This is a genomic window from Pseudomonas sp. NIBRBAC000502773 (assembly GCF_006517195.1).
In the GTDB taxonomy this organism is placed as follows: Bacteria; Pseudomonadota; Gammaproteobacteria; order Pseudomonadales; family Pseudomonadaceae; genus Aquipseudomonas; species Aquipseudomonas marginalis.
In genome coordinates this window covers 3,734,802-3,755,143 of the sequence record NZ_CP041189.1, presented here as the reverse complement: position 1 = coordinate 3,755,143, position 20,342 = coordinate 3,734,802, and the positions used below count along the sequence as shown (strand labels likewise).

Here is a 20,342-nt window from a genome sequence, read left to right as displayed (position 1 = left end):
GCACTGACTAATGTTTGGTATCAGCTTCTCTGAACTGCTGCTCGTCGGCCTGGTTGCCTTGCTGGTACTGGGGCCGGAACGCCTGCCCGGTGCCGCACGCACGGCCGGCCTGTGGATCGGGCGCCTGAAACGCAGTTTCAACGCCATCAAACAGGAAGTTGAACGGGAAATCGGCGCCGACGAGATCCGTCGCCAACTGCACAACGAACATATTCTGTCGTTGGAACAGGAAGCCCGGAAGATCCTGTCGCCGGTGCAGGAGCCCGCCAAACCGGTGGAGCCTGTGGCCGAGCACAGCATCGCGCCTGCGCCTGCGCCTGCGGTGGATACCCCGCCAGCCGCCCCGACCCCGACCCCGACCGCTGCAACCGAGCCTGCGCCGACGCCCGCTGCGTCGCCCGCGCCCCATGACCCTACATTGCCGCCGCGAGCCCCATGAGCGCTGATAAACCGGAAAACGACCAGCATATGCCGCTGGTCTCGCACCTGACCGAGCTGCGGACCCGCCTGCTGCGTTGCGTGGCCGCGATCTTCGTGATCTTTGCCGGGCTGTTCGCCTTTACCCAGCAGATCTACACCTTCGTCTCCACGCCGTTGCGCCAGTACCTGCCGGCCGGCGCGACGATGATTGCCACCGATGTGTCGTCGCCCTTCCTCACACCGTTGAAGCTGACGATGATGGTCTCGCTGTTCCTGGCGATCCCGGTGATCCTGCACCAGATCTGGGGCTTTATCGCGCCGGGCCTGTACAAGCATGAGAAGCGCATCGCCGTGCCCTTGCTGGTGTCGAGCATCCTGCTGTTCTATACCGGCATGGCCTTCGCCTACTTCCTGGTGTTCCCGTTGATCTTCAAGTTCTTCGCCGCCGCCACCCCGGCCGGCGTGGAAATGATGACCGACATCACCAGCTACCTCGACTTCGTGATGACGCTGTTCTTCGCCTTTGGCGTGGCGTTCGAAATCCCCGTGGCCGTGGTGCTGCTGGTGTGGATCGGCGTGGTCAACGTGGCGTACCTGAAGAAAATCCGCCCGTACGTGATCATCGGCTGCTTCGTGGTCGGCATGATCCTCACGCCGCCGGACATCTTCTCCCAGACCCTGCTGGCCGTGCCAATGTGGATGCTGTTCGAGATCGGCATCCTGTTCAGCGGCCTGATCAGCAAGCGTGGCGATCACCCGGATGACCAACCCGCCGACGACGACCAGCCGCCAGCGACCCAGCCGTGAACCTGCTGCTGCTGTTCGATGCCGACTTTATCGCGGCCGACCGGGTGATCCTGCGTGATCGGCGCCTGGTGCATATGCAGGAAGTCCACCGCGCCGCCGTAGGCGACAGCCTGCGGGTCGGGCGCCTTGGCGGGTTGATGGGCAACGCGCAATTGCTGCGCCTGGAAGCCCGCGAAGCCGAACTGCAAGTGAGCTTCGACCAACCACCGCCGGCCAAATTGCCCCTGACCCTGCTGCTGGCCCTGCCACGTCCGAAGATGCTGCGCCGGGTCCTGCAAACCGTGGCGGCCATGGGCGTGCCGAAAGTGGTGCTGGTCAATAGCTACCGGGTGGAAAAAAGCTTCTGGCAGACCCCCTTCCTGGAGCCCGAGGCCATTCGCGAACAACTGATCCTCGGCCTGGAACAGGCACGGGACACGGTGCTGCCGCAAATCGTTATCGAAAAGCGCTTCAAGCCCTTCGTCGAAGACCGCCTGCCGGCCATGACCGAAGGCACCCTTGGCCTGATCGGCCATCCCGGCGACTACCCACCCTGCCCCCGTGGGCTGGATGAACCGGTCACCCTGGCCATAGGCCCGGAAGGTGGCTGGATCCCCTATGAGGTGGACCTGCTGGCCAAGGCCGGCTTGCAGCCGGTGCAATTGGGCGCCCGCATCCTGCGCGTCGAAACGGCCGTCACCGCCCTGCTCGCCCGCCTTTTCTAACCACACCGCATATCCCTGTGGGAGGGGGCTTGCTCCCTCCCACAGGGTAGAGCGTCGCTACAGAATCCCGTATGCAGGCCGATAACCCGTGAATAAGTCCAAGCTTTGTTCCAGGGGAGTTCGCAGCATGTATCGTTGGTTAGCCGAAAAACTGGGGAATGTCAGCGTCAAAACCAAGCTGGCGGTGGGCTTTGGCCTGGTATTGCTGTTGACACTGATGATCACCTTCACCGGCTGGAGCGGCCTGGGCAGCGTGATCAGCCGGGGCGACAAACTGGGTTACATCTCCAGCCTCAATGAGCTGACCAAGGACCTGCGCCTGGCGCGCCTGGACTACGAAATGCGCCGGGGCGAACAAGGCCCGACGGCGGTCAACGAGCTGATGAGCAAGCTTGAAAGCGGCCTGAAAACCGCCGACACCTTGATCGATCAACCCGCCGACAATCTGCTGGTGGACGAGCAATTGGCCGCGATCGCCCAATACAAGCATGCGTTCGACGATATGGTCCAGGCCGGCGCCAACCGTGAAAACGCCCGTAGCAAGCTGGGCGATACGGCCGACAATGCGGTGCTCAAGATCGGCGAGATCGAAAAATCCCTGTTGCAAGGCGACAGCGTCACCCAGTTCAACAGCGTGGTCGAGCTGAGCAAGCTGATCCAACAGGCGCGCTTCCAGGTGCGCGGCTACACCTACAGCGGCAAGGTTGAAGCAGAACAGCCGGCCCTGGACGCCATTGATAACGCCCTGAAGAAAATCACCACCCTCAACGGCACGCTGCCTGAGCAGTACGCAACCAACCTGCAGCAGGCCAGCGTTTCGCTGCAAGCCTACCGCGCGGCCGTCAGCCAATACCGAGACTCCCAGGTCGCGAGTACCGCCGCCATGAAAAAGATGGGCGAGCAGGGCGACATCTTGCTTGAGCGCAGTAAAAAACTGACCCTCTCCCAGACCGTCGTGCGCGATACCGACGCAGCCCAAGCCAAGAGCCTGTTGCTGCTGGCCACCGTGCTTGCCTTGGTCTTCGGACTGGTAGCGGCCTGGGCCATCACGCGGCAGATCATTCTTCCGCTGAACCAGACCCTCGAAGTGGCCGAGCGCGTCGCCTCGGGTGATCTGAGCCACAACCTCATTTCACTGCGCCAGGATGAATTGGGCCAATTGCAACGCGCCATGCAAAGCATGACCGTGGGCCTGCGCGAGTTGATCGGCGGCATCAGCGAAGGGGTCACCCAGATCGCCAGCGCCGCCGAGCAACTGTCGGCCGTCACAGAACAAACCAACGCGGGGGTCAACAGCCAGAAAGTCGAGACCGACCAAGTGGCCACCGCCATGAATGAAATGGCCGCCACCGTGCAGGAAGTGGCGCGCAATGCCGAGGAAGCCTCGGAAGCCGCAGTGGCCGCCGACCAGCAGGCCCGCGAAGGCGACAAAGTGGTCGGCGAAGCGATCGCCCAGATCGAACGCCTGGCCACTGAAGTCGGCAACTCTACGGTCGCCATGGCCGATCTGAAGCGCGAAAGCGACAAGATCGGCAGCGTGCTCGATGTGATCAAGTCCGTGGCCCAGCAAACCAACCTGCTGGCGCTCAACGCGGCCATTGAAGCGGCGCGGGCCGGCGAAGCCGGACGCGGTTTCGCGGTGGTGGCCGATGAAGTGCGCAGCCTGGCCCAGCGCACCCAGAAGTCCACCGAAGAGATCGAAGAGCTGATCGTCGGCCTGCAAAGCGGCACCCAGCAGGTGGCGAACATCATGGACAACAGCCGTGGCCTCACCGACAGCAGTGTCGAGTTGACGCGCCGCGCCGGCAGCGCCTTGGAGAACATCACACGTACGGTCTCGACCATCCAGGCGATGAACTCCCAGATCGCCACCGCCGCCGAGCAGCAAAGCGCCGTGGCGGAAGAGATCAATCGCAGTGTGTTGAACGTGCGCGATATCTCCGAGCAGACGGCTTCGGCCAGTGAAGAGACCGCCGCATCGAGTACCGAACTGGCGCGCCTGGGCACTCATCTCCAGGCGCTGGTCGGCCGCTTCCGGGTCTGACCCCTTCCCCGCGTGGCGACCCGCCCTGGGTCGCCGCCTGCAATCTGTGAAATTTCCTACGCGTTTATCAGCCCCACCTCTGCGCCGAGAGAACTAGCGTTCAATTCAGCTCAATGTGCCTGCGCATGTTGAGAACGCCCACTGTTCACTTGTCGGAGGTTGATCATGCTTCGTCGAATGACTTACCTGTTGGGTGACGCCAGTGTCACTCTCAAACTGGCCCTGGGCTTCTCCCTGGTCCTGGCCTTGAGCCTTGTGATTGCCGTGACTGGCTGGCAGGCGCTGGCCGCGTCCCTTTACCGCTCGCAGACCCTGACCGTGCTCGCGCAATTGGCCGTGACGGGTGAAGAACTGCGGGCCGACCGAATCGTTTACCGCACCCTGGACGATACCAACAGCCTCAACAAATTGAGCGTGAGCATAGAAAAAATAGACGGGCTCCTGAGCGAGCTTTCCAACCGCCTCAAAGCCCCAAAACCCATTCAGTACCTGCAGGAGATGACCCGCCTTTCTGCAACGTTCAAAGCCACGCTCAAGGAGGTGCCCGCGCTGGTCGAGACACGTGAGAGTGCCCGTGAACAGCTCAAGCAGAGCTCCGTACGCACCGGCGATGTACTGGCACAACTGGCCAGCGACTTACCCGACCAGGAGGATGAAAAAGCCCTCGATGCCATCGAAAACCTGCGCCAGGCCATAGAGCAGGCGGAGGATCGTGCCCAAACCCCTGCCTGGGCCGCCAGCTCGCTGGATGCCTACGCCCAGGCCGTCAGCGACGCCGAGCGCAACCTCGAACTCGCCCAGGCGGGCGTAGCAAAATTGCCGGTCGACAGCGGCGCCCTGAAAAATACCGTGCTCAGTATCCGCACCCACCTCACACGCCTCAAGGACACGCAACTCACAACCGAGGGCGCGCAAAATCAATTGGAACAGCAACTGGACCAACTGCTCGCCCAGAGCGATCTCTTGAGCCAGGACCAGACTCAACGGCGCGAACGCGAAGCCGAACAAGCCCGCACCCAAACCCTTGGTACAACTGCTGCCGCCTTGCTGCTGGGCACCCTGGCGGCCTGGCTGATTGCCGGGCAAATCGTGAAACCGCTGCGCAAAGCGCTGTCCGCTGCCAATCGCATTGCGCAGGGCGACCTGAGCCACGACGTGCAGTCCCGACGGCGTGACGAGTTGGGCCAACTGCAACGCAGCATGAGCCAAATGACGCTGAACCTGCGGGGGCTGATTGGCAACATCAGCGACAACGCTCGGCAAATTGCCAGCGCCGCCGAAGAGCTTTCCGCCGTGACCGAACAAACTCGCGCCGGGGTGAATCATCAGCGCGATGAAACCGAGCAGGTCGCCGCCGCCATGAACCAGATGCTCGCCACCGCCCAGGAGGTTGCGCGCCACGCCGAGCAGGCTTCGCTCGCCGCCGGACAGGCCAATCAACAGACTGAGCTGGGCGATCAGGTGGTGACGGATGCCGTGGCGCAAATCGAGCACCTTGCCCATGAAATGGCGCGCGCGGGTCAGGCCATGGTGGGGCTGCAACGGGAAAGCCAGAAAATCAGCAGTGTGCTGGATGTGATCAAGTCCGTGTCACAGCAGACCAACCTGCTGGCGCTCAACGCCGCGATAGAAGCCGCACGAGCCGGCGAGGCCGGTCAAGGCTTCGCGGTGGTCGCCGATGAGGTGCGCGGTCTCGCCCAACGGACCCAGCAGTCCGCCGAGGAAATCGAAGAGCTGATTGGCGGCCTGCACAGCGGAACCCAACAAGTGGCCGACATCATGGACTACAGCCGCACCCTGACCGACAACAGTGTCGGCCTGGCCCGCAATGCCGGGGACTCCCTGACGGAGATCGCCCGCACGGTGTCGGTCATCCAGGAAATGAACCCGCAGATCGCCGCTGCCGCCGAGGAGCAAAGTGCGGTGGCCGAAGAGATCAACCGCAGCGTATTGAAAGTACGCGACGCCTCGGAGCAAACCGCCGCCGCCAGTGAACAGACGGCAGCGGCCAGTATCGAACTGGCGCGGCTGGGAACGGATTTGCAGCAATGCGTGGGGCGGTTCAAGGTATGAACGCCCCGCGCCCTATAGCACCTGGCGCAGGAACGCCTGGGCGCGCGGGTCTTTGGGCGCTGCGAAGAACTCGGCCGGGGCCGCATCTTCCAGCAATTTGCCATGATCGAAGAACAGCACCCGATCCGCCACTTCACGGGCAAAACCCATTTCGTGAGTGACGCAGACCATGGTCATGCCTTCCAGGGCCAGGGTCTTCATCACGTCCAACACCTCGCCGACCATTTCCGGGTCGAGGGCCGAGGTGGGCTCGTCGAACAGCATCACCTTGGGCTCCATCGCCAACGCCCGGGCAATCGCCACCCGCTGTTGCTGGCCGCCGGAAAGCCGCGACGGGAACTCGTTGGCTTTCTGCGCAATGCCGACCTTTTCCAGCAGCGCCAGGGCCTTGGCTTCGCGCTCCTTCTTGCCGCGCTTGCGCACGACTTTTTGCGCCAGGCACAGGTTTTCCAGCACCGTCATGTGGGGGAACAGGTTGAAGTGCTGGAACACCATGCCGACTTCACGGCGATAGGCATTCACATCGGTTTTCGGGTCGGCCAGTTGCAGGCCATCGATACTCACCGAGCCGGAATCGAACTCTTCCAGGCCATTGAGGCAACGCAGGAACGTGGACTTGCCGGAGCCGGACGGGCCGATCACCACCAGCACTTCGCCCTTGGCCACCTGGGTGGTCACATGGTCCACCGCGCGCACCACATGCCCGCGGGTATCGAAGACTTTCACCAGATCGCGGACTTCAATCACTTTGGGCGAGCCTCCGCTCAAGCCGGCTGGCCATTTTCGACAGCGGCAGGTTGATCAGCAGGTACAACCCTGCGACGCAGAACAGGATTTCAAACGGCGAGAACGAGGTGGTGATCACTTCGCGACCGCTTTTGAGCAGCTCGGTAATCGCGATCACCGAGACCAGCGAGGTGTCTTTCACCAGGCTGATAAATTGCCCGGCCAGCGGCGGCAACACGCGCTTGAAGGCCTGCGGCAGCACCACATGGCGCATCGACTGGCTGGCGCTCAGGCCCAGGGAACGAGCCGCCTCGTTCTGGCCACGGGTGATGGACTGCACGCCGGCGCGGACGATTTCCGCCACATACGCGCCCGTGAACAGTGACAGCGCGGCGATCCCGGCAAACTCCCGAGACAGGTTGAGCACCGTGCCGATAAAGAAGTAGAAAATGAAAATCTGCACCAACAACGGCGTACCACGCACCAGTTCGACGTAGATCGTCGACAGATCGCGCAGGGTCGGATTAGTGGAGAGTCGGCACAACCCCGTGGCCAGGCCAATCGCCAGGCCGAGGATCCCGGACACCACCGACAGCCACAACGTGGTCCACAGGCCCCACATCAAGGGGCCCAACGCCCAATGGCGGTTAACCCCGATGACATCGCCTTCGGCCACATCATCGCCGCGCGCCACTTGCAGGCTGTTGTCGGCCACGCTCACGCGCTGTTCGACGCCGGCATCGTTGCGCAGGGTGACTTCGGCCACATCGCCCTTGCGGACCAGCTCCACGACAGTGGAGATGTCCGCAGCGCGCTGGGACTCTTCGGCCTGGTAGGCGAAGTATTGCGGGACCCGGTTCCAGCGCCATTCGTAGGACATCAGCGAGGTGGCGTAGTACAAGGCGCCAGCCAGGCCGACCAGCACGACGACGGTTAGCAGGTGCCAGGGCCATTGGGCTTTTTTCTGTTTCATCTACTCAGCATCCAAAAAAAATCGAGGCCCGCACACCTCATGTAGCGAGCGGGCTTGCTCTCATGCCGTTCAGTTAAGAGCGAACACCATACCTGTGGCCCTTTCTGCGTCTTGACTGAACGGCATGAAGGCAAACCCGCTCCCCGCTTTATTCCATGTCCTTGAGCCACTCGGAGCTCTTGAACCACTTGTCATGGATGCGATCGTAGGTGCCGTCGTTCTTGATCTGGTGCAGGAAGTTGTTGATGAAGTTGATGCTGTCGTAGTCACCCTTCTTCAGGCCGAACGCCAGCGGTTCAAAGGTGAAGGGTTCTTCGAGGAACACCAGCTTGCCGTTACCGACTTTTTTCTCGGCGACCACGTTATACGGCGCGTCATACACGAAGGCATCGGCCTTGCCGTTGACCACGTCCAGCACACCTTCCTGCTCGTTGTCATAGCCGTGGTACTTGGCCTTGGAGATCAGCTTCTTGGCGACCATCTCACCGGTGGTGCCGAGCTTGGAGGTCAGGCGGTACTTCTCGTCGTTCAGGTCTTTATAGGACTTGATGGTGCCTTCCAGGTCCTTGCGGATCAGCAGGGTCTGGCCAACCACGATGAAGGGCTCGCTGAAGTTCAGGCGCAGGTTGCGTTCCTGGGTCAGGGTCATGCCGCTGCCGATCATGTCGAACTTGCCGGTGAGGAACGCCGGGATGATGCCGTCATAACCGGTGGACACCAGCTCGAGCTTGACGCCCATGGACTTGGCCATGGCCTTGAGGATATCGACCTCGAACCCAATGATTTCGCCCCGTTTGTCGGTCATTTCGAACGGCATGTAGGTCGGGTCCATGCCGACTTTCAGCGTGCCGCGCTTGACCGCATCATCGATGGCACCGGCCTGGGCGGCATTGGCCGCAACCAGCGCGGCAACGCCGAGCAGCAGCATCGAAAGATACTTTTTCATCATCAAGTCCCCTGAACGATTCTTATACGGTCGGCGCGCAAAAGGGCTGCACCAATTCGGGGTGCGATCCTAACCCACTCATTGCCTGTCACAAAGGTTTCACGGGTATTTGTTATCTGCGTATGTCGGAAAAGTCCCACAACAACGCAGCCAACTGCTGGGATAGACGCTTGCGTTGGCAGCGCTGGCAACGGGTTGATGTGTAAGAAGTTATGACTTCCAGTCGACCTCTACCAGCCAGTCCATGTCCTTGAACCACTTGTCGTGCAAGCGATCGTAGGTCCCGTCCTGGGCGACTTGATTGAGGAAATGGTTGATCCAGTTGAGGCTGTCAAAATCGCCTTTTTTCACGCCAAATGCCAAGGGTTCAAAGGTGAATGGCTGTTCAAGCGCCAGCAGCTCGCGGTTTTCCGGCAAGCTCAGGGCGATCAGGTTGTAGGGCGCATCATAAATAAAGGCATCGGCGGCACCGTTCACTACTTGGTGCACAGCCTCCCGGGGCGTTGCAAAACTGCTCAAGCGCGCCGCCCCCAGGAAGCGTTGCGCCGCCGCCTCGCCAGTGGTGCCCTGGACGGTGGTGACGCGGTAAGTGGCGTCGTCCAGGTCTTCGACACTGGTGACCTTGCCCCTCAGGCTGGGGTGCAGCAATACGGTTTGCCCCACCACGATAAAGGAGTCGCTGAAATTCAGCTTCAGGTTGCGCTCCTGGGTGACGGTCATGCCGCTGCCGATCAGGTCGAACTTTTTCGCCTGCAGCCCAGGCAGCAACTCGGTATAGGGCACGCTGACCAATTCAAGCTCAACGCCCAGGGCCTGGCTCATCACCTTGAGCAGGTCGATTTCAAAGCCAACGATACGGCCCTCTTTATCGGTCATTTCAAAGGGGACATAGGTGGGCGTAGTACCCACTTTCAACACACCACGCCGAACCGCATCGTCGATGGCACCGGCCTGCACCAGACCACTGTGAATCAATGCGATAACGCCGATCAGCAATGCCGAACAATACCTTTTGATCATGAATCCCCCTGTGATCGAGTCAAATTTGGGGGGCGATCCTACCCCACTCGCGGGCACGCAAATATGCCTCGAACAAGGGACTTTTGTTTCGAAATAACAAGGAGTTAGGGCGGTAGAAAAACGCTGTAGGACCAGCGCTTCGAACGCCCCCGAAGTGAACCCTCGGGGGCGCCTGAATCAGGCCGGTTGGGCCTGGGACGACAGCGGTTGCAGCGGCAGTAACGGCGCGTGCGGGTCGGCCTTGATCGAATTACGCCAGGCAGCGAGCCACTCGGCGTGCCCTTCGCTCCAGATCTGCTCATGCAAGCGGGCCAGGGCTACCGGGTCGCTGAGCAACGCCAGGCGTTCGCCGTTGTTGAGGCCGGCAGGGCCGACTTTCAACGCGTGGCGCACACGTTCGGTACGCAGGTACTCGATCGGCTCGGCCTGACCGTGACGCGAGGTCGCCAGGGCACAGGCCAGGGCGTTCTGCTGCGGGTCGACCACCGAGCGCACGAAGCCGTCTTTCAGCGCGTGCCAACGGTTTTCGTGGGTGTACTTGTCGGTGGACAGCAACGCTTGCGGCGGATTGTATTCCTCAGGGATCAGGAACAGGCTCTCATCGCGGGACTTCAGGCCAAGGTTGACCCGGCTGGAGATCACCGACACCGGGATCGACAGCATCAACGAACCCACGATCGGTACCAGCCACCACAGGAAGCTCGGGTTCAACCACACCACCAGCAGGGCCCAGAAGAAGCCCAGCAGGGTCTGCGTGCCGTGACGCTTGATCGCTTCGCCCCACGGGGTGGAGTCGTCGTCACGCTGCGGCGAGTTCCAGGTCGCGGCCCAGCCGAGGAACGCGGCGAGCACGAAACGGGTGTGGAAAATCATCCGCACCGGCGCCAGCAGCATGGAGAACAGCATCTCCAGCAGCATGGACATGGTTACCTTGAACTTGCCACCGAACTCTTTCGCGCCCTTGGCCCAGATCAGGATGATGCTCAGCAATTTCGGCAGGAACAGCAGCACGATGGTGGTGGAGAACAGCGCCACCGCCTTGTCCGGATGCCATTGCGGCCACAGCGGGTACAACTGGCGTGGCGCCATGAAGTACTGCGGCTCCATCAGGGTGTTGACCGCCAGCAAGGCCGTCGACAGCACCAGGAACAGGAACCACAACGGTGCCGACAGGTAGGACATCACGCCAGTCAGGAACACCGCGCGGTGCACCGGGTGCATGCCCTTGACCAGGAACAGGCGGAAGTTCATCAGGTTGCCGTGGCACCAGCGACGGTCACGCTTGAGTTCATCCAGCAGGTTCGGCGGTAGTTCTTCGTAGCTGCCCGGCAGGTCGTAGGCAATCCACACGCCCCAGCCGGCACGGCGCATCAGCGCCGCTTCAACGAAGTCGTGGGACAGGATGGACCCGGCGAATGCCCCTTTACCCGGCAATGGCGCCAAGGCGCAGTGCTCGATAAACGGTTTCATGCGGATGATCGCGTTGTGACCCCAGTAGTGGGATTCACCCAGCTGCCAGAAGTGCAGGCCGGCGGTGAACAGCGGGCCGTACACGCGGGTGGCGAATTGCTGCATGCGCGCATACAGGGTGTCCATGCCCGACGCACGCGGCGCGGTCTGGATAATCCCGGCATCCGGCGTGGCTTCCATCAGGCGCACCAGGCTGGTCAGGCATTCGCCGCTCATCACGCTGTCGGCGTCGAGAACCACCATGTACTTGTAGTCGCCGCCCCAACGACGGCAGAAGTCGTCGAGGTTGCCGCTTTTACGCTTCACGCGTCGGCGACGGCGGCGATAGAAGATCTTGCCGAAGCCACCCGCCTCACGGCAGACGTCGAGCCAGGCTTGCTGCTCGGCGATGCAGATGTCGGCCTCGTTACTGTCGCTGAGCACGAAGAAGTCGAAACGATCGAGGTCACCGGTGGCGGCCACCGATTCGAACGTCGCGCGTAAACCCGCGAATACCCGCGGCACGTCTTCGTTGCAGATCGGCATGACCAGCGCAGTGCGCGCGTCTTTCGGGATCGGCTCGTCGCCGGCACTTTTACCGGAAATCCGGTATTTATCGTGGCCGGTGAGCAGTTCGAGAAAGCCCATCAATGCAGTCCAGAAACCGGCCGAGACCCAGCAGAACAGGATCCCGAACATGATCAGGATGCTGGTCTGCAAGGCGTAAGGCAGCACCTGGGTGGCGGTTTGCAGCAGGGTCTGGTTGCGGATCTCGTCGAAGTCGACCAGCGACCAGCCCTGGTACGGCATGATGCCTTTCATGTACCAGCCGGCCACGATGGTCTGGCCGAGCATCAGCACCAGCAGGATGTAACGACGAATCGAACCCACGGTACGCCAGCGGGCTGCCGGCAATACGCGCTCATCCTTCGGCGGGGCCGGCGGGTTGCTGCGGCCGGTGATCCGCCGCCAGCCGCGCACCAGGATATTGGTGCGCCACGGCTCAGGCACCACGCGGGTACGGCGGATGGGCGGCGTGGCCTTGAGGCACACGCGCCCACTGGCGTCGAGCCCGAGCATTTCGGCGTCTTGCAGCTCTTCGGCCGTGCTGAGGGTCAAGCGGCGACCCACCGACGCCTGGGCGGCGTCGACGGGTGCATCGAACGCCTTGGACGACAAGCGCTCGTGCAACTCGGTGAAGGATGTGCAGCCCGCCAACTCGGCGCGCTGCTCAGCGGTCATCGGAAGATGCGCCAGGTACTCGGAGAGAGTCTCTGGCTGGACTTGAGAATTACTCATCGGCAGGCAACTGATAGCTCCAGGTTTCGGTCAGGACTTGCTCGGTCTTGATCGGCTCCGGTGTGGCTGGGGCAGCTTCTGGCTGCTTGGCTTCCTTGTCTTTCGCGTCTTTCTTGGCCTGTTTCTCGTGTTGCTTGGCCAGAACCTTATCGGCCTTCAGCACCTGGGTCGAAACATGCTCAGGCTCAGGCGGCGTGATGTCCTGGACCAGGGCTGCACGCATCTCGGTCGGCTTGCCTGCGTCCTTGATCTTCATACGCAGTGTCAGGCGCCAGCCTTTGGTGTGTTCGTTGTAGCGCACGCTGTTTTCTACCAGCTCGGCGTTGTCACTCACGCTCACCTGGCTACGCACCGGGGCGTCCGGCAGCAGTTTCTTCAAGGACGGGCCCTCGAAGTCCACCAGGTACGCCACGCTGCCATCCGGCTGACGGATCAGGTTGGATTGCTTCACATCACCGGTGGAGCGCAGGGTCTGCTTGACCCAGGCACTGTCCGGCGAATGGAACGCGGCATCATCGAGGGTCCAGTGCAGGCGGTAGGCCACTTCCAGCGGCTTGCCGACTTCCGGCAACTCGGCCGGACTCCAGAACGCAACGATGTTGTCGTTGGTTTCATCGGCAGTCGGGATCTCCACGAGGTCGACGGAACCCTTGCCCCAGTCGCCTTCAGGCTCGATCCACGCACTCGGGCGCTTGTCGTAGTTGTCGTCGAGGTCTTCGTAGTGGCTGAAGTTGCGACCGCGTTGCAGCAGGCCGAACCCACGCGGGTTCTCCACGGTGAAGTTGCTGACCGACAGGTGTTTAGGGTTGTTCAGGGGGCGCCAGATCCACTCGCCGTTGCCGGCATGGATCGACAGGCCGCTGGAGTCATGCAGCTCGCGACGGTAGTTGAGCACCTTGGACGGCTGGTTGGCGCCGAACAGGAACATGGAGGTCAACGGAGCAACGCCCAGTTTGCTGACCTTGTCACGCAGGAACATCTGGGATTTCACATCGACAACCGTGTCGGTGCCCGGACGCAGGATCAGGCGATAGGCACCGGTCGCACGTGGGGAATCCAGCAGGGCAAAGATCACCAGGTGCTTGTCACCCGGTTTTGGACGTTCGATCCAGAACTCGGTGAAGCGCGGGAACTCTTCACCCGACGGCAGCGCGGTATCGATCGCCATGCCACGGGCGGACAGGCCATAGACCTGGTCCTTGCCGACGACGCGGAAATAGCTGGCGCCGAGCATGGTCATGATTTCGTCTTGCTTGTCGCCCTTGTTGATCGGGTACAGCACACGGAAACCGGCATAACCCAGCTGTTCGGTGGCTTTAGGATCAAACTTCACGTCGCCGAAATCGAAGCGAGTCGGGTCGTATTTGATTTCCTGGACGCTGTCGGCGGTCACTTCGTTGATTTTCACCGGTGTATCGAAATGCATACCCTGATGATAGAAGGACAACTTGAACGAAGTGTTCTGATCGGCCCATTCGGCTTTTTCGTTGCGGAAACGAATCTTCTGGTAGTCCGCGAACTTCATTTCGCGGAATTCGTTCGGCAGATTGCTGCGCGGAGCTTCGTATTTCTGCCCGGCCAGCTCTTTTGCCTTGGCCGACACATCATCCAGACTGAATGCCCACAGTTGACCCGCGCCGAACAGGCAAAACAGGGCGGAGCCCGTCACCAGTGCGTTTCGTAACCGTTTGGCAGACAATTTTGGTGCATTACAGGGACTAACAATCACGAGCAACCCTCGCCGAAAACAGATCAAAAAACCAACGGCCAGCTATCTATATGCCAGGTTGGCGAGCATTGTTCCGACTCCCCTGGGTCAAAATGATTCCCCAGTGGTTATCGGACAAGTCTCTACCTAAGTCAAAAATGGACCAAACAACGCTGATCCCCGTAGCGCGCGATTATCTAGTAGCCCGCGAGACAACGCATCAGGGACAACGAAGTATTTGTAGCGAAACCCTACGTTTTTAGGCATTAAAGTCGTTTTTAATACATTCATGTCTGTAAGAGAAAGGTCACAGGGCCATCATTGACCAAATGCACCTGCATATCCGCGCCAAAACGCCCCGAGGCCACCTTGCCATGCAATTGTTGCGCTTGTAACAGCAAGTGATCAAAAAGCGCCGCTCCCAGGGCCGGCGGGGCAGCGGTGGAAAAGCTCGGCCGCAGGCCGCTCTTGGTATCCGCCGCCAAAGTGAACTGCGATACCAGCAGCAATCCCCCATCGATATCCTTCAACGACAGGTTCATCTTGCCCTCGTCGTCGCTGAACACCCGGTAGTTAAGCAGCTTGTGCAGCAGTTTGTCGGCGCTCTCGGGCGTATCTGAAGGTTCGACGGCCACCAGCACCAGCAAACCCTGGTCGATCGCCCCGACAATTTCGCCCGCCACTTCGACCCGGGCGCCGCGCACCCGTTGCAGCAAGCCCTTCATGCTTCTTCTGGCGGCAGATCAAGCAGGCGCCGCGCCATTTCGCCAGTCGCGCGTACCAGTGCATCGGTAATCCCGGGCTCGGACGCCGCATGGCCCGCTTCACGGATGACCTGCAGTTCACTGTTCGGCCAAGCCTGATGAAGCTCCCAGGCGTTATCCAGCGGGCAGATCATATCGTAGCGGCCATGGATGATGACGCCAGGCAGATGGGCGATCTTGTGCATATCGCGAATCAGCTGGTTGGGCTCCAGGAAGGAGTTGTTGGTGAAGTAGTGGCACTCGATACGCGCGATGGACAGCGCGCGCTGAGGCTCGGAAAAGCGCTCCACGTGCTGCGGGCTCGGGCACAGGCCGAGCATGCGCCCTTCCCAGCCGGACCAGGCCTTGGCGGCGTGCATCTGGGCGATCTGGTCGTTGCCGGTCAGGCGCTTGTGGTAGGCCGCGATCATGTCGTGACGCTCATCGGCGGGAATCGGCGCGATGTAGTCCTGCCAGTAGTCCGGGAACAGGCGGCTGGCACCGGCCTGGTAGAACCATTCGATGTCCTGGGGGCGGGCGAGGAAAATACCGCGCACGATCAGGCCATGCACACGTTCGGGGTGGGTTTGCGCGTAGGCCAGGGCCAGGGTCGAGCCCCAGGAGCCGCCGAACAGCACCCATTTGTCGATGCCAAGATGTTCGCGGATGCGCTCGAGGTCGGCGACCAGGTCCCAGGTGGTGTTGTTTTCCAGGCTCGCGCGCGGGGTGGAACGGCCGCAGCCACGCTGGTCGAAGGTGACGATGCGGTACAGGTTGGGATCGAAATAGCAGCGGCTCTGGGCATCGCAACCGGCGCCAGGGCCACCGTGGATGAATACGACAGGCAAGCCTTCGGGGGAGCCACTTTCATCGACGTACAGCGTGTGGGTGTCATCGACGGCCAGATCGTGCCGGGCGTAGGGTTTGATCTGCGGGTACCAAGTCTGCATTGCGCGCTCCGTAGGGGGTCGGGTTCATCCCTGGGGGGACGTCTTTTATTTTGCCGTCTGGCACTATAAACCCGAATTGTGCAATGAGCATGTCCTTGAGCGCTTAGAGCTGCGTCAGTAGTTCGCTCCTCAGGTAATCCAACAGGTAGCCGTACAGCCGATCCACCTCCGGGGCCTGGCCCTTTGCGCGTAGACAGCCGTGGACCAGGCCTTTGCCCGGATACAACAGTGCAGGCACACCGGCCTGTTGCAGGCGCTCGGCGTACAGCATGCCGTCGTCGCGCAGCGGGTCGAATTGGGCTACTGCGATCAAGGCCTTGGGCAAACCACTGAAATCATCGGCCAGCAGCGGCATGGCATAGGGCGATGGTTTAGCCAAATCGCGCAGGTAGAGCGCCAGGTAGTAGTCGGTGTCGGCAGTGCTGAGCAGCGGTGCATCCATGCAGTCACGGCGCGAGGGCAAATCGGCCGGGCCGCCCAGCCCGGGGTAAATAAGGACCTGGGCCCGCGGCATAGGCTGGCCATCATTGCGCAACCCCAGGCACAACGCCGCCGCCAGGTTGCCGCCTGCGCTGTCACCGACCACCGCCAGGCGTTGCCGATCGATGGCGTGCGGGCCCTCCTCTGCCTGGATCGCCTGCCACACCGCGCGACAGTCGTCGTATGCAGCCGGGAATGGGTGCTCGGGCGCCAGGCGGTAGTCGATGGCGATCACCAGCACCCGGAGGGCATTGGCCAGCTCGAAGCAGATGAAGTCGTGGGAATCCAGGCCGCCGACCACCCAGCCACCGCCGTGTATATAGAGGAGGCATGGCCAGCCATCGGCGGGCGGCGGTGCGGGGGGCAGATAACTGCGCACGCCCACGCCAGCCAGGGTGAAGTCCCTGAGCTGCAAGCCTTCCGGTTTCGGCGGGGTGAATGCCTGGCACATGCGCTGGTAACTTTGGCGCTGGCTCGTCAGGGAAGAGTCGGCGCAGGTGAAGGACTCGGTTTTTGCGACGAAGGCGGCGAGTTGCGGGGATATCGGGTACATACGCGATGATCTCTGGCGCGGCAGGTTCAAGGTCGGGGGTTTCCGATTGCGATGGATCAGTCACTTGATAGGTTGCCCGGCATGGCGCTATCGGGGCAGTCGTATCTACACATCTTCGGTGAAAGAATAATCTAAGGTAATGAAGTCCTTGTGGTGAGCGGGCTTGCCCCGCGCTGGGCTGCGAAGCAGCCCTAAAACCCCACACGCTGAGTACTAACAGAAAATCCCGGCGCCTTTATTGGGGCTGCTTCGCAGCCCAGCGCGGGGCAAGCCCGCTCACCACAGCGTTATGCGTCAATCCTTAAGATACCCATGGCTATCGGGGCTGCACTTGGCTTAGGGTTTGAGGTAGGCCTGGAGCGACGCCAAGCCATCGCTGCCATCAAATGCTGTAACCCCGGCCAACCAGCGCTGCAAATCCTCAGGGTGGTCGCGCAGCCACTGCCTGGCCACGTCCTGTGGTGACTGGCGCTCCATGATCGGCACCATGAGCTGGCTTTCCTGGGCGGCGGTGAAGGTCAGGTTTTCCAGCAATCGGTTAGCGTTGGGGCAGCGTTCGGCGAAGTCCGGCGCGGTCACGGTGGAGACCGTGGCGCGCCCTTCGTCAGGACCGAACACGTCTTCGCTGCCAGTGAGATAGGCCATTTTCATATTGATGTTCATGGGGTGCGGGGTCCACCCGACAAATACCACGAACTCCTTGCGGTTCACCGCGCGCTGCACCGCCGCCAACATGCCAGCCTCACCGGAAGCCACCAGCTTGAAGCCGCCCAGACCGAAGTGGTTGGTGTCGATCATTTTCTGGATATCGGTATTGGCGCCACTGCCGGGCTCGATGCCGTAGATCTTGCCGCCCAGCTTGTCCTTGAAACGGGCGATGTCGGCAAAGGTCTTCAGCCCGGCGTCAGCCACGTATTGCGGCACGGCCAGGGTGGCCTGGGCATCGGCGAGGCTGGGTTTATCAAAGACCTTGACCTGCCTGGCGGCCAGAAACGGCGCGATGTTGTTGTCCATCGCCGGTTTCCAATAGCCGAGGAACACGTCCAGGCGTTTATCGCGGATACCGGCAAAGATGATCTGCTGCACGGCGCTGGTCTGCTTGCTGTCATAGCCCAGGCCGCTGAGCAGCACGTCGGCCATGCCCGAGGTGGCGACCACATCGGTCCAACTGACCACGCCCATGCGCACGGTTTTGCAGGAGGCCGGTTCGGCGGCCATGGCTTGGGCACTGAGGAGTGCGGCGCCGGTGAGGGTCAACAGGTAACGGTTGAACAGCCTTTTCATAAAAGAAGTCTCACTCGGCAGCTTTTATTATGGGAAGTGGCGTCTGGTGCGCCATAACCACAACCTTACCGAGCGAGACCTCTCCCAACACGACCTGTGGCGACTGTGAGTTGCACAGGGGCGACCGTTCGTCACTCGTAGCGCTTGCGCCCCCACGCCAGCAAGCCTTCCAGCAGCTGCTTCAACACCACTTGCGTCGGCTCGGCCAGATCCGGGCGATAGCGGAACGGCTCGAACTCTTCCATATACGTGCTCTGGCACAACTCCAGCTGCACCGCATGGATATCCTGCGCAGGATTGCCGTAATGACGAGTGATATGCCCGCCCTTGAAGCGCCCGTTCAGCACATGGGTGTACTGAGGATGGGTGGCACAGATGGCCTCGAGCTGGCTGGCCAGTTCCGGATCGCAGGCGGCGCCGTTGAAGGTGCCGAGGTTGAAGTCCGGCAGCTTGCCCTCGAACAGGTGCGGGATCACTGAGCGGATCGAGTGCGCATCGAACAGCAGCGCATAACCGAACTCAGCCTTGAGCCGCGCCAGTTCCTCTTGCAGCGTGCGGTGATACGGGCCCCAGATCTTTTGCAGGTAACTGGCGCGCTCTGTCTCGCTCGGCTCCAGACCTTCGCGGAACAACGGCACGCCCTCGAACAGGGTCGCCGGGTACAGGCCGGTGGTGGCACCGGCGTACAGCGGCTTGTCGTCCGAAGGCCGGTTCAGGTCAATGACAAACCGCGAGTACTCCGCCGACAGGGTGCTGGCGCCCAGTTCATCCGCGAAGTCATACAGCGTGGGGATGTGCCAATCGGTGTCCGGCAGGCTTTGCGCTTCGGGGATCAACCCGGCTTCCACCGCAGGCGTCAGGCGCAGGCCGGCGTGGGGCATGCTGATCAGCAGCGGCACACGGCCTTGTTTGAAGTTCAGAACCTTATCCACAGCAGTGCTCCTTATACAGTGACGTCGACGCCGTGGCGCACGACGCGTTTATCCAGCTCACCGCCCAGCCAGTAGGCGAGGTCGGCGGGGCGATCAATCTGCCAGGCGACAAAGTCGGCCACCTTGCCCACTTCCAGGGCCCCATGGGTGTCGCCCATGCCCAGGGCGGTGGCCGCATGTTGTGTGACACCGGCCAGGGCTTCTTCCGGGGTCATGCGGAACAGGGTGCAGGCCATGTTCAGCATCAGGCGCACCGACAACGCCGGCGAGGTGCCGGGGTTGAGGTCGCTGGCGATGGCGATCTTCACACCGTGCCTGCGCAGGGCGTCCATCGGCGGCAGCTGGGTTTCGCGCAGGAAGTAGAACGCCCCCGGCAGCAACACGGCGACGGTGCCGGCAGCGGTCATGGCGATGGCGTCTTCTTCGGTCATGAATTCCAGGTGATCCGCCGACAGCGCGTGGTAACGCGCCGCCAGGCTGGAGCCGTGCAGCGACGACAACTGCTCGGCGTGCAGCTTCACCGGCAGGCCGAGTTGCCGGGCGACCTTGAACACGCGCTCCACCTGCTCGGTGGAAAACGCCAGGTATTCGCAGAACGCATCCACCGCGTCCACCAATCCTTCCTCCGCCAAGGCCGGCAGCATCTCGGCGCAGATGTGCTCGATGTAATCATCGGCGCGATCCTTGTACTCCGGCGGCAATGCATGGGCCGCCAGGCACGTGGCACGCACGCTGACCGGCAGCGCTTCGCCCAGGCGCCGAGCCACCCGCAACATCTTGCGCTCGTTGGCCAGGTCCAGGCCGTAGCCGGACTTGATCTCCACGGTGGTCACGCCGTCACGCAGCAGGCTGCGCAGGCGCTTATGGGCGCTGGCGAAGAGTTCATCCTCCGTGGCGGCGCGGGTGGCACGCACGGTGCTGGCAATACCGCCGCCCTTGGCCGCGATGTCGGCATAGCTCACGCCCTCGAGGCGCTGCTCGAATTCGCCGCTGCGATTGCCGCCAAACACCGCGTGGGTGTGGCAGTCGATCAGCCCGGGGGTGACCCACGCGCCTTGCAGGTCATGCACCTGGGCGTAATCCGCCGTCGGTACTTCGCTGCGCGGACCAATCCACTCGATGAGCGAACCAGTGGTGACCAGGGCGGCATCCTCGATGATCGAGTATTTGCCCTGGGCCATGGTTGCGACGTGGCAGTGTTGCCAAAGCGTTTTCATCAACGCCTCCCTAA

The 20,342-nt window shown here is 61.8% G+C and carries 17 protein-coding genes and 1 pseudogene; 6 read left to right on the top strand and 12 right to left on the bottom strand.

Annotated features, from left to right (window positions below; translation table 11 throughout):
- The first annotated feature begins 10 nt into the window (after positions 1-10).
- The 6 genes and pseudogenes from tatB to NIBR502773_RS17260 all read left to right on the top strand — a co-directional run bounded on the left by tatB (position 11) and on the right by NIBR502773_RS17260 (position 6,048).
- Positions 11-439 (top strand): Sec-independent protein translocase protein TatB, encoded by a 429-nt coding sequence (gene tatB / locus NIBR502773_RS17280; protein ID WP_141156527.1) that lies wholly within the window; start codon positions 11-13, stop codon positions 437-439.
- Positions 436-1,227 carry a twin-arginine translocase subunit TatC gene (gene tatC, locus NIBR502773_RS17275; protein ID WP_092490204.1) on the top strand — a complete coding sequence of 264 codons (792 nt, stop codon included), beginning with the start codon at positions 436-438 and terminating at the stop codon, positions 1,225-1,227. Before tatB ends, tatC begins: the two co-directional genes overlap by 4 nt.
- Complete coding sequence (locus tag NIBR502773_RS17270; RefSeq protein WP_141156526.1) at positions 1,224-1,931, top strand: 16S rRNA (uracil(1498)-N(3))-methyltransferase; 708 nt, start codon at positions 1,224-1,226, stop codon at positions 1,929-1,931. Before tatC ends, NIBR502773_RS17270 begins: the two co-directional genes overlap by 4 nt.
- Positions 1,932-2,058: 127 nt before the next feature.
- Positions 2,059-3,069 (top strand): annotated as a pseudogene (locus tag NIBR502773_RS31325) (methyl-accepting chemotaxis protein); the annotation flags it as partial.
- 33 nt (positions 3,070-3,102) lie between these two features.
- Positions 3,103-3,975, top strand: coding sequence for a methyl-accepting chemotaxis protein (locus tag NIBR502773_RS31320; RefSeq protein WP_371856075.1), 873 nt, complete (start codon positions 3,103-3,105; stop codon positions 3,973-3,975).
- A 165-nt stretch (positions 3,976-4,140) separates the two neighbouring features.
- On the top strand, positions 4,141-6,048 hold the full coding sequence (locus NIBR502773_RS17260) for a methyl-accepting chemotaxis protein (protein ID WP_168209005.1): 1,908 nt from the start codon (positions 4,141-4,143) through the stop codon (positions 6,046-6,048).
- Between the two features lie 12 nt (positions 6,049-6,060).
- Here the strand turns inward: NIBR502773_RS17260 and NIBR502773_RS17255 are convergent, their stop codons facing one another.
- The 12 genes from NIBR502773_RS17255 to hutI all read right to left on the bottom strand — a co-directional run bounded on the left by NIBR502773_RS17255 (position 6,061) and on the right by hutI (position 20,328).
- The gene (locus NIBR502773_RS17255) at positions 6,061-6,795 is read right to left on the bottom strand and encodes an amino acid ABC transporter ATP-binding protein (protein WP_027605038.1); all 735 of its coding nucleotides are present in this window, start codon (positions 6,793-6,795) and stop codon (positions 6,061-6,063) included.
- Positions 6,788-7,747, bottom strand: coding sequence for an amino acid ABC transporter permease (locus NIBR502773_RS17250; protein ID WP_053140470.1), 960 nt, complete (start codon positions 7,745-7,747; stop codon positions 6,788-6,790). The genes NIBR502773_RS17255 and NIBR502773_RS17250 overlap by 8 nt, the downstream gene beginning before the upstream one ends.
- Positions 7,748-7,895: 148 nt before the next feature.
- Positions 7,896-8,693, bottom strand: a complete 798-nt coding sequence (locus NIBR502773_RS17245) for a transporter substrate-binding domain-containing protein (protein ID WP_065940764.1) — start codon at positions 8,691-8,693, stop codon at positions 7,896-7,898.
- A 210-nt stretch (positions 8,694-8,903) separates the two neighbouring features.
- Positions 8,904-9,713 (bottom strand): transporter substrate-binding domain-containing protein, encoded by an 810-nt coding sequence (locus NIBR502773_RS17240; protein WP_141156524.1) that lies wholly within the window; start codon positions 9,711-9,713, stop codon positions 8,904-8,906.
- A gap of 177 nt (positions 9,714-9,890) precedes the next feature.
- Positions 9,891-12,461 carry a glucans biosynthesis glucosyltransferase MdoH gene (gene mdoH / locus NIBR502773_RS17235; protein ID WP_065940762.1) on the bottom strand — a complete coding sequence of 857 codons (2,571 nt, stop codon included), beginning with the start codon at positions 12,459-12,461 and terminating at the stop codon, positions 9,891-9,893.
- Positions 12,454-14,190: a glucan biosynthesis protein G gene (locus tag NIBR502773_RS17230; protein ID WP_141156523.1), complete on the bottom strand. Its 1,737-nt coding sequence runs from the start codon at positions 14,188-14,190 to the stop codon at positions 12,454-12,456. The genes mdoH and NIBR502773_RS17230 overlap by 8 nt, the downstream gene beginning before the upstream one ends.
- Positions 14,191-14,456: 266 nt before the next feature.
- Positions 14,457-14,894, bottom strand: a complete 438-nt coding sequence (gene dtd / locus NIBR502773_RS17225) for a D-aminoacyl-tRNA deacylase (protein WP_076951701.1) — start codon at positions 14,892-14,894, stop codon at positions 14,457-14,459.
- Complete coding sequence (gene pip / locus NIBR502773_RS17220; RefSeq protein WP_027605045.1) at positions 14,891-15,862, bottom strand: prolyl aminopeptidase; 972 nt, start codon at positions 15,860-15,862, stop codon at positions 14,891-14,893. The genes dtd and pip overlap by 4 nt, the downstream gene beginning before the upstream one ends.
- A 103-nt stretch (positions 15,863-15,965) precedes the next feature.
- Positions 15,966-16,895, bottom strand: a complete 930-nt coding sequence (locus tag NIBR502773_RS17215; protein WP_141156522.1) for an alpha/beta hydrolase — start codon at positions 16,893-16,895, stop codon at positions 15,966-15,968.
- A gap of 336 nt (positions 16,896-17,231) precedes the next feature.
- The gene (locus tag NIBR502773_RS17210; protein ID WP_141156521.1) at positions 17,232-18,179 is read right to left on the bottom strand and encodes a choline ABC transporter substrate-binding protein; all 948 of its coding nucleotides are present in this window, start codon (positions 18,177-18,179) and stop codon (positions 17,232-17,234) included.
- A gap of 131 nt (positions 18,180-18,310) precedes the next feature.
- The gene (hutG, locus tag NIBR502773_RS17205; protein WP_141156520.1) at positions 18,311-19,111 is read right to left on the bottom strand and encodes an N-formylglutamate deformylase; all 801 of its coding nucleotides are present in this window, start codon (positions 19,109-19,111) and stop codon (positions 18,311-18,313) included.
- Between the two features lie 11 nt (positions 19,112-19,122).
- Positions 19,123-20,328, bottom strand: a complete 1,206-nt coding sequence (gene hutI / locus NIBR502773_RS17200; RefSeq protein ID WP_141156519.1) for an imidazolonepropionase — start codon at positions 20,326-20,328, stop codon at positions 19,123-19,125.
- Positions 20,329-20,342: the final 14 nt, after the last annotated feature.

What these genes read in the sequence shown, in the direction of transcription:
- NIBR502773_RS17210 (WP_141156521.1), bottom strand. Translation starts at nt 18,179, where the DNA reads ATGAAAAGGCTGTTCAACCGTTACCTGTTGACCCTCACCGGCGCCGCA.
- pip (WP_027605045.1), bottom strand. Translation starts at nt 15,862, where the DNA reads ATGCAGACTTGGTACCCGCAGATCAAACCCTACGCCCGGCACGATCTG.
- NIBR502773_RS31320 (WP_371856075.1), top strand. Translation starts at nt 3,103, where the DNA reads ATGCAAAGCATGACCGTGGGCCTGCGCGAGTTGATCGGCGGCATCAGC.
- tatC (WP_092490204.1), top strand. Translation starts at nt 436, where the DNA reads ATGAGCGCTGATAAACCGGAAAACGACCAGCATATGCCGCTGGTCTCG.
- NIBR502773_RS17245 (WP_065940764.1), bottom strand. Translation starts at nt 8,693, where the DNA reads ATGAAAAAGTATCTTTCGATGCTGCTGCTCGGCGTTGCCGCGCTGGTT.
- dtd (WP_076951701.1), bottom strand. Translation starts at nt 14,894, where the DNA reads ATGAAGGGCTTGCTGCAACGGGTGCGCGGCGCCCGGGTCGAAGTGGCG.
- tatB (WP_141156527.1), top strand. Translation starts at nt 11, where the DNA reads ATGTTTGGTATCAGCTTCTCTGAACTGCTGCTCGTCGGCCTGGTTGCC.
- NIBR502773_RS17260 (WP_168209005.1), top strand. Translation starts at nt 4,141, where the DNA reads ATGCTTCGTCGAATGACTTACCTGTTGGGTGACGCCAGTGTCACTCTC.
- mdoH (WP_065940762.1), bottom strand. Translation starts at nt 12,461, where the DNA reads ATGAGTAATTCTCAAGTCCAGCCAGAGACTCTCTCCGAGTACCTGGCG.
- hutI (WP_141156519.1), bottom strand. Translation starts at nt 20,328, where the DNA reads ATGAAAACGCTTTGGCAACACTGCCACGTCGCAACCATGGCCCAGGGC.
- NIBR502773_RS17250 (WP_053140470.1), bottom strand. Translation starts at nt 7,747, where the DNA reads ATGAAACAGAAAAAAGCCCAATGGCCCTGGCACCTGCTAACCGTCGTC.
- NIBR502773_RS17240 (WP_141156524.1), bottom strand. Translation starts at nt 9,713, where the DNA reads ATGATCAAAAGGTATTGTTCGGCATTGCTGATCGGCGTTATCGCATTG.
- NIBR502773_RS17215 (WP_141156522.1), bottom strand. Translation starts at nt 16,895, where the DNA reads ATGTACCCGATATCCCCGCAACTCGCCGCCTTCGTCGCAAAAACCGAG.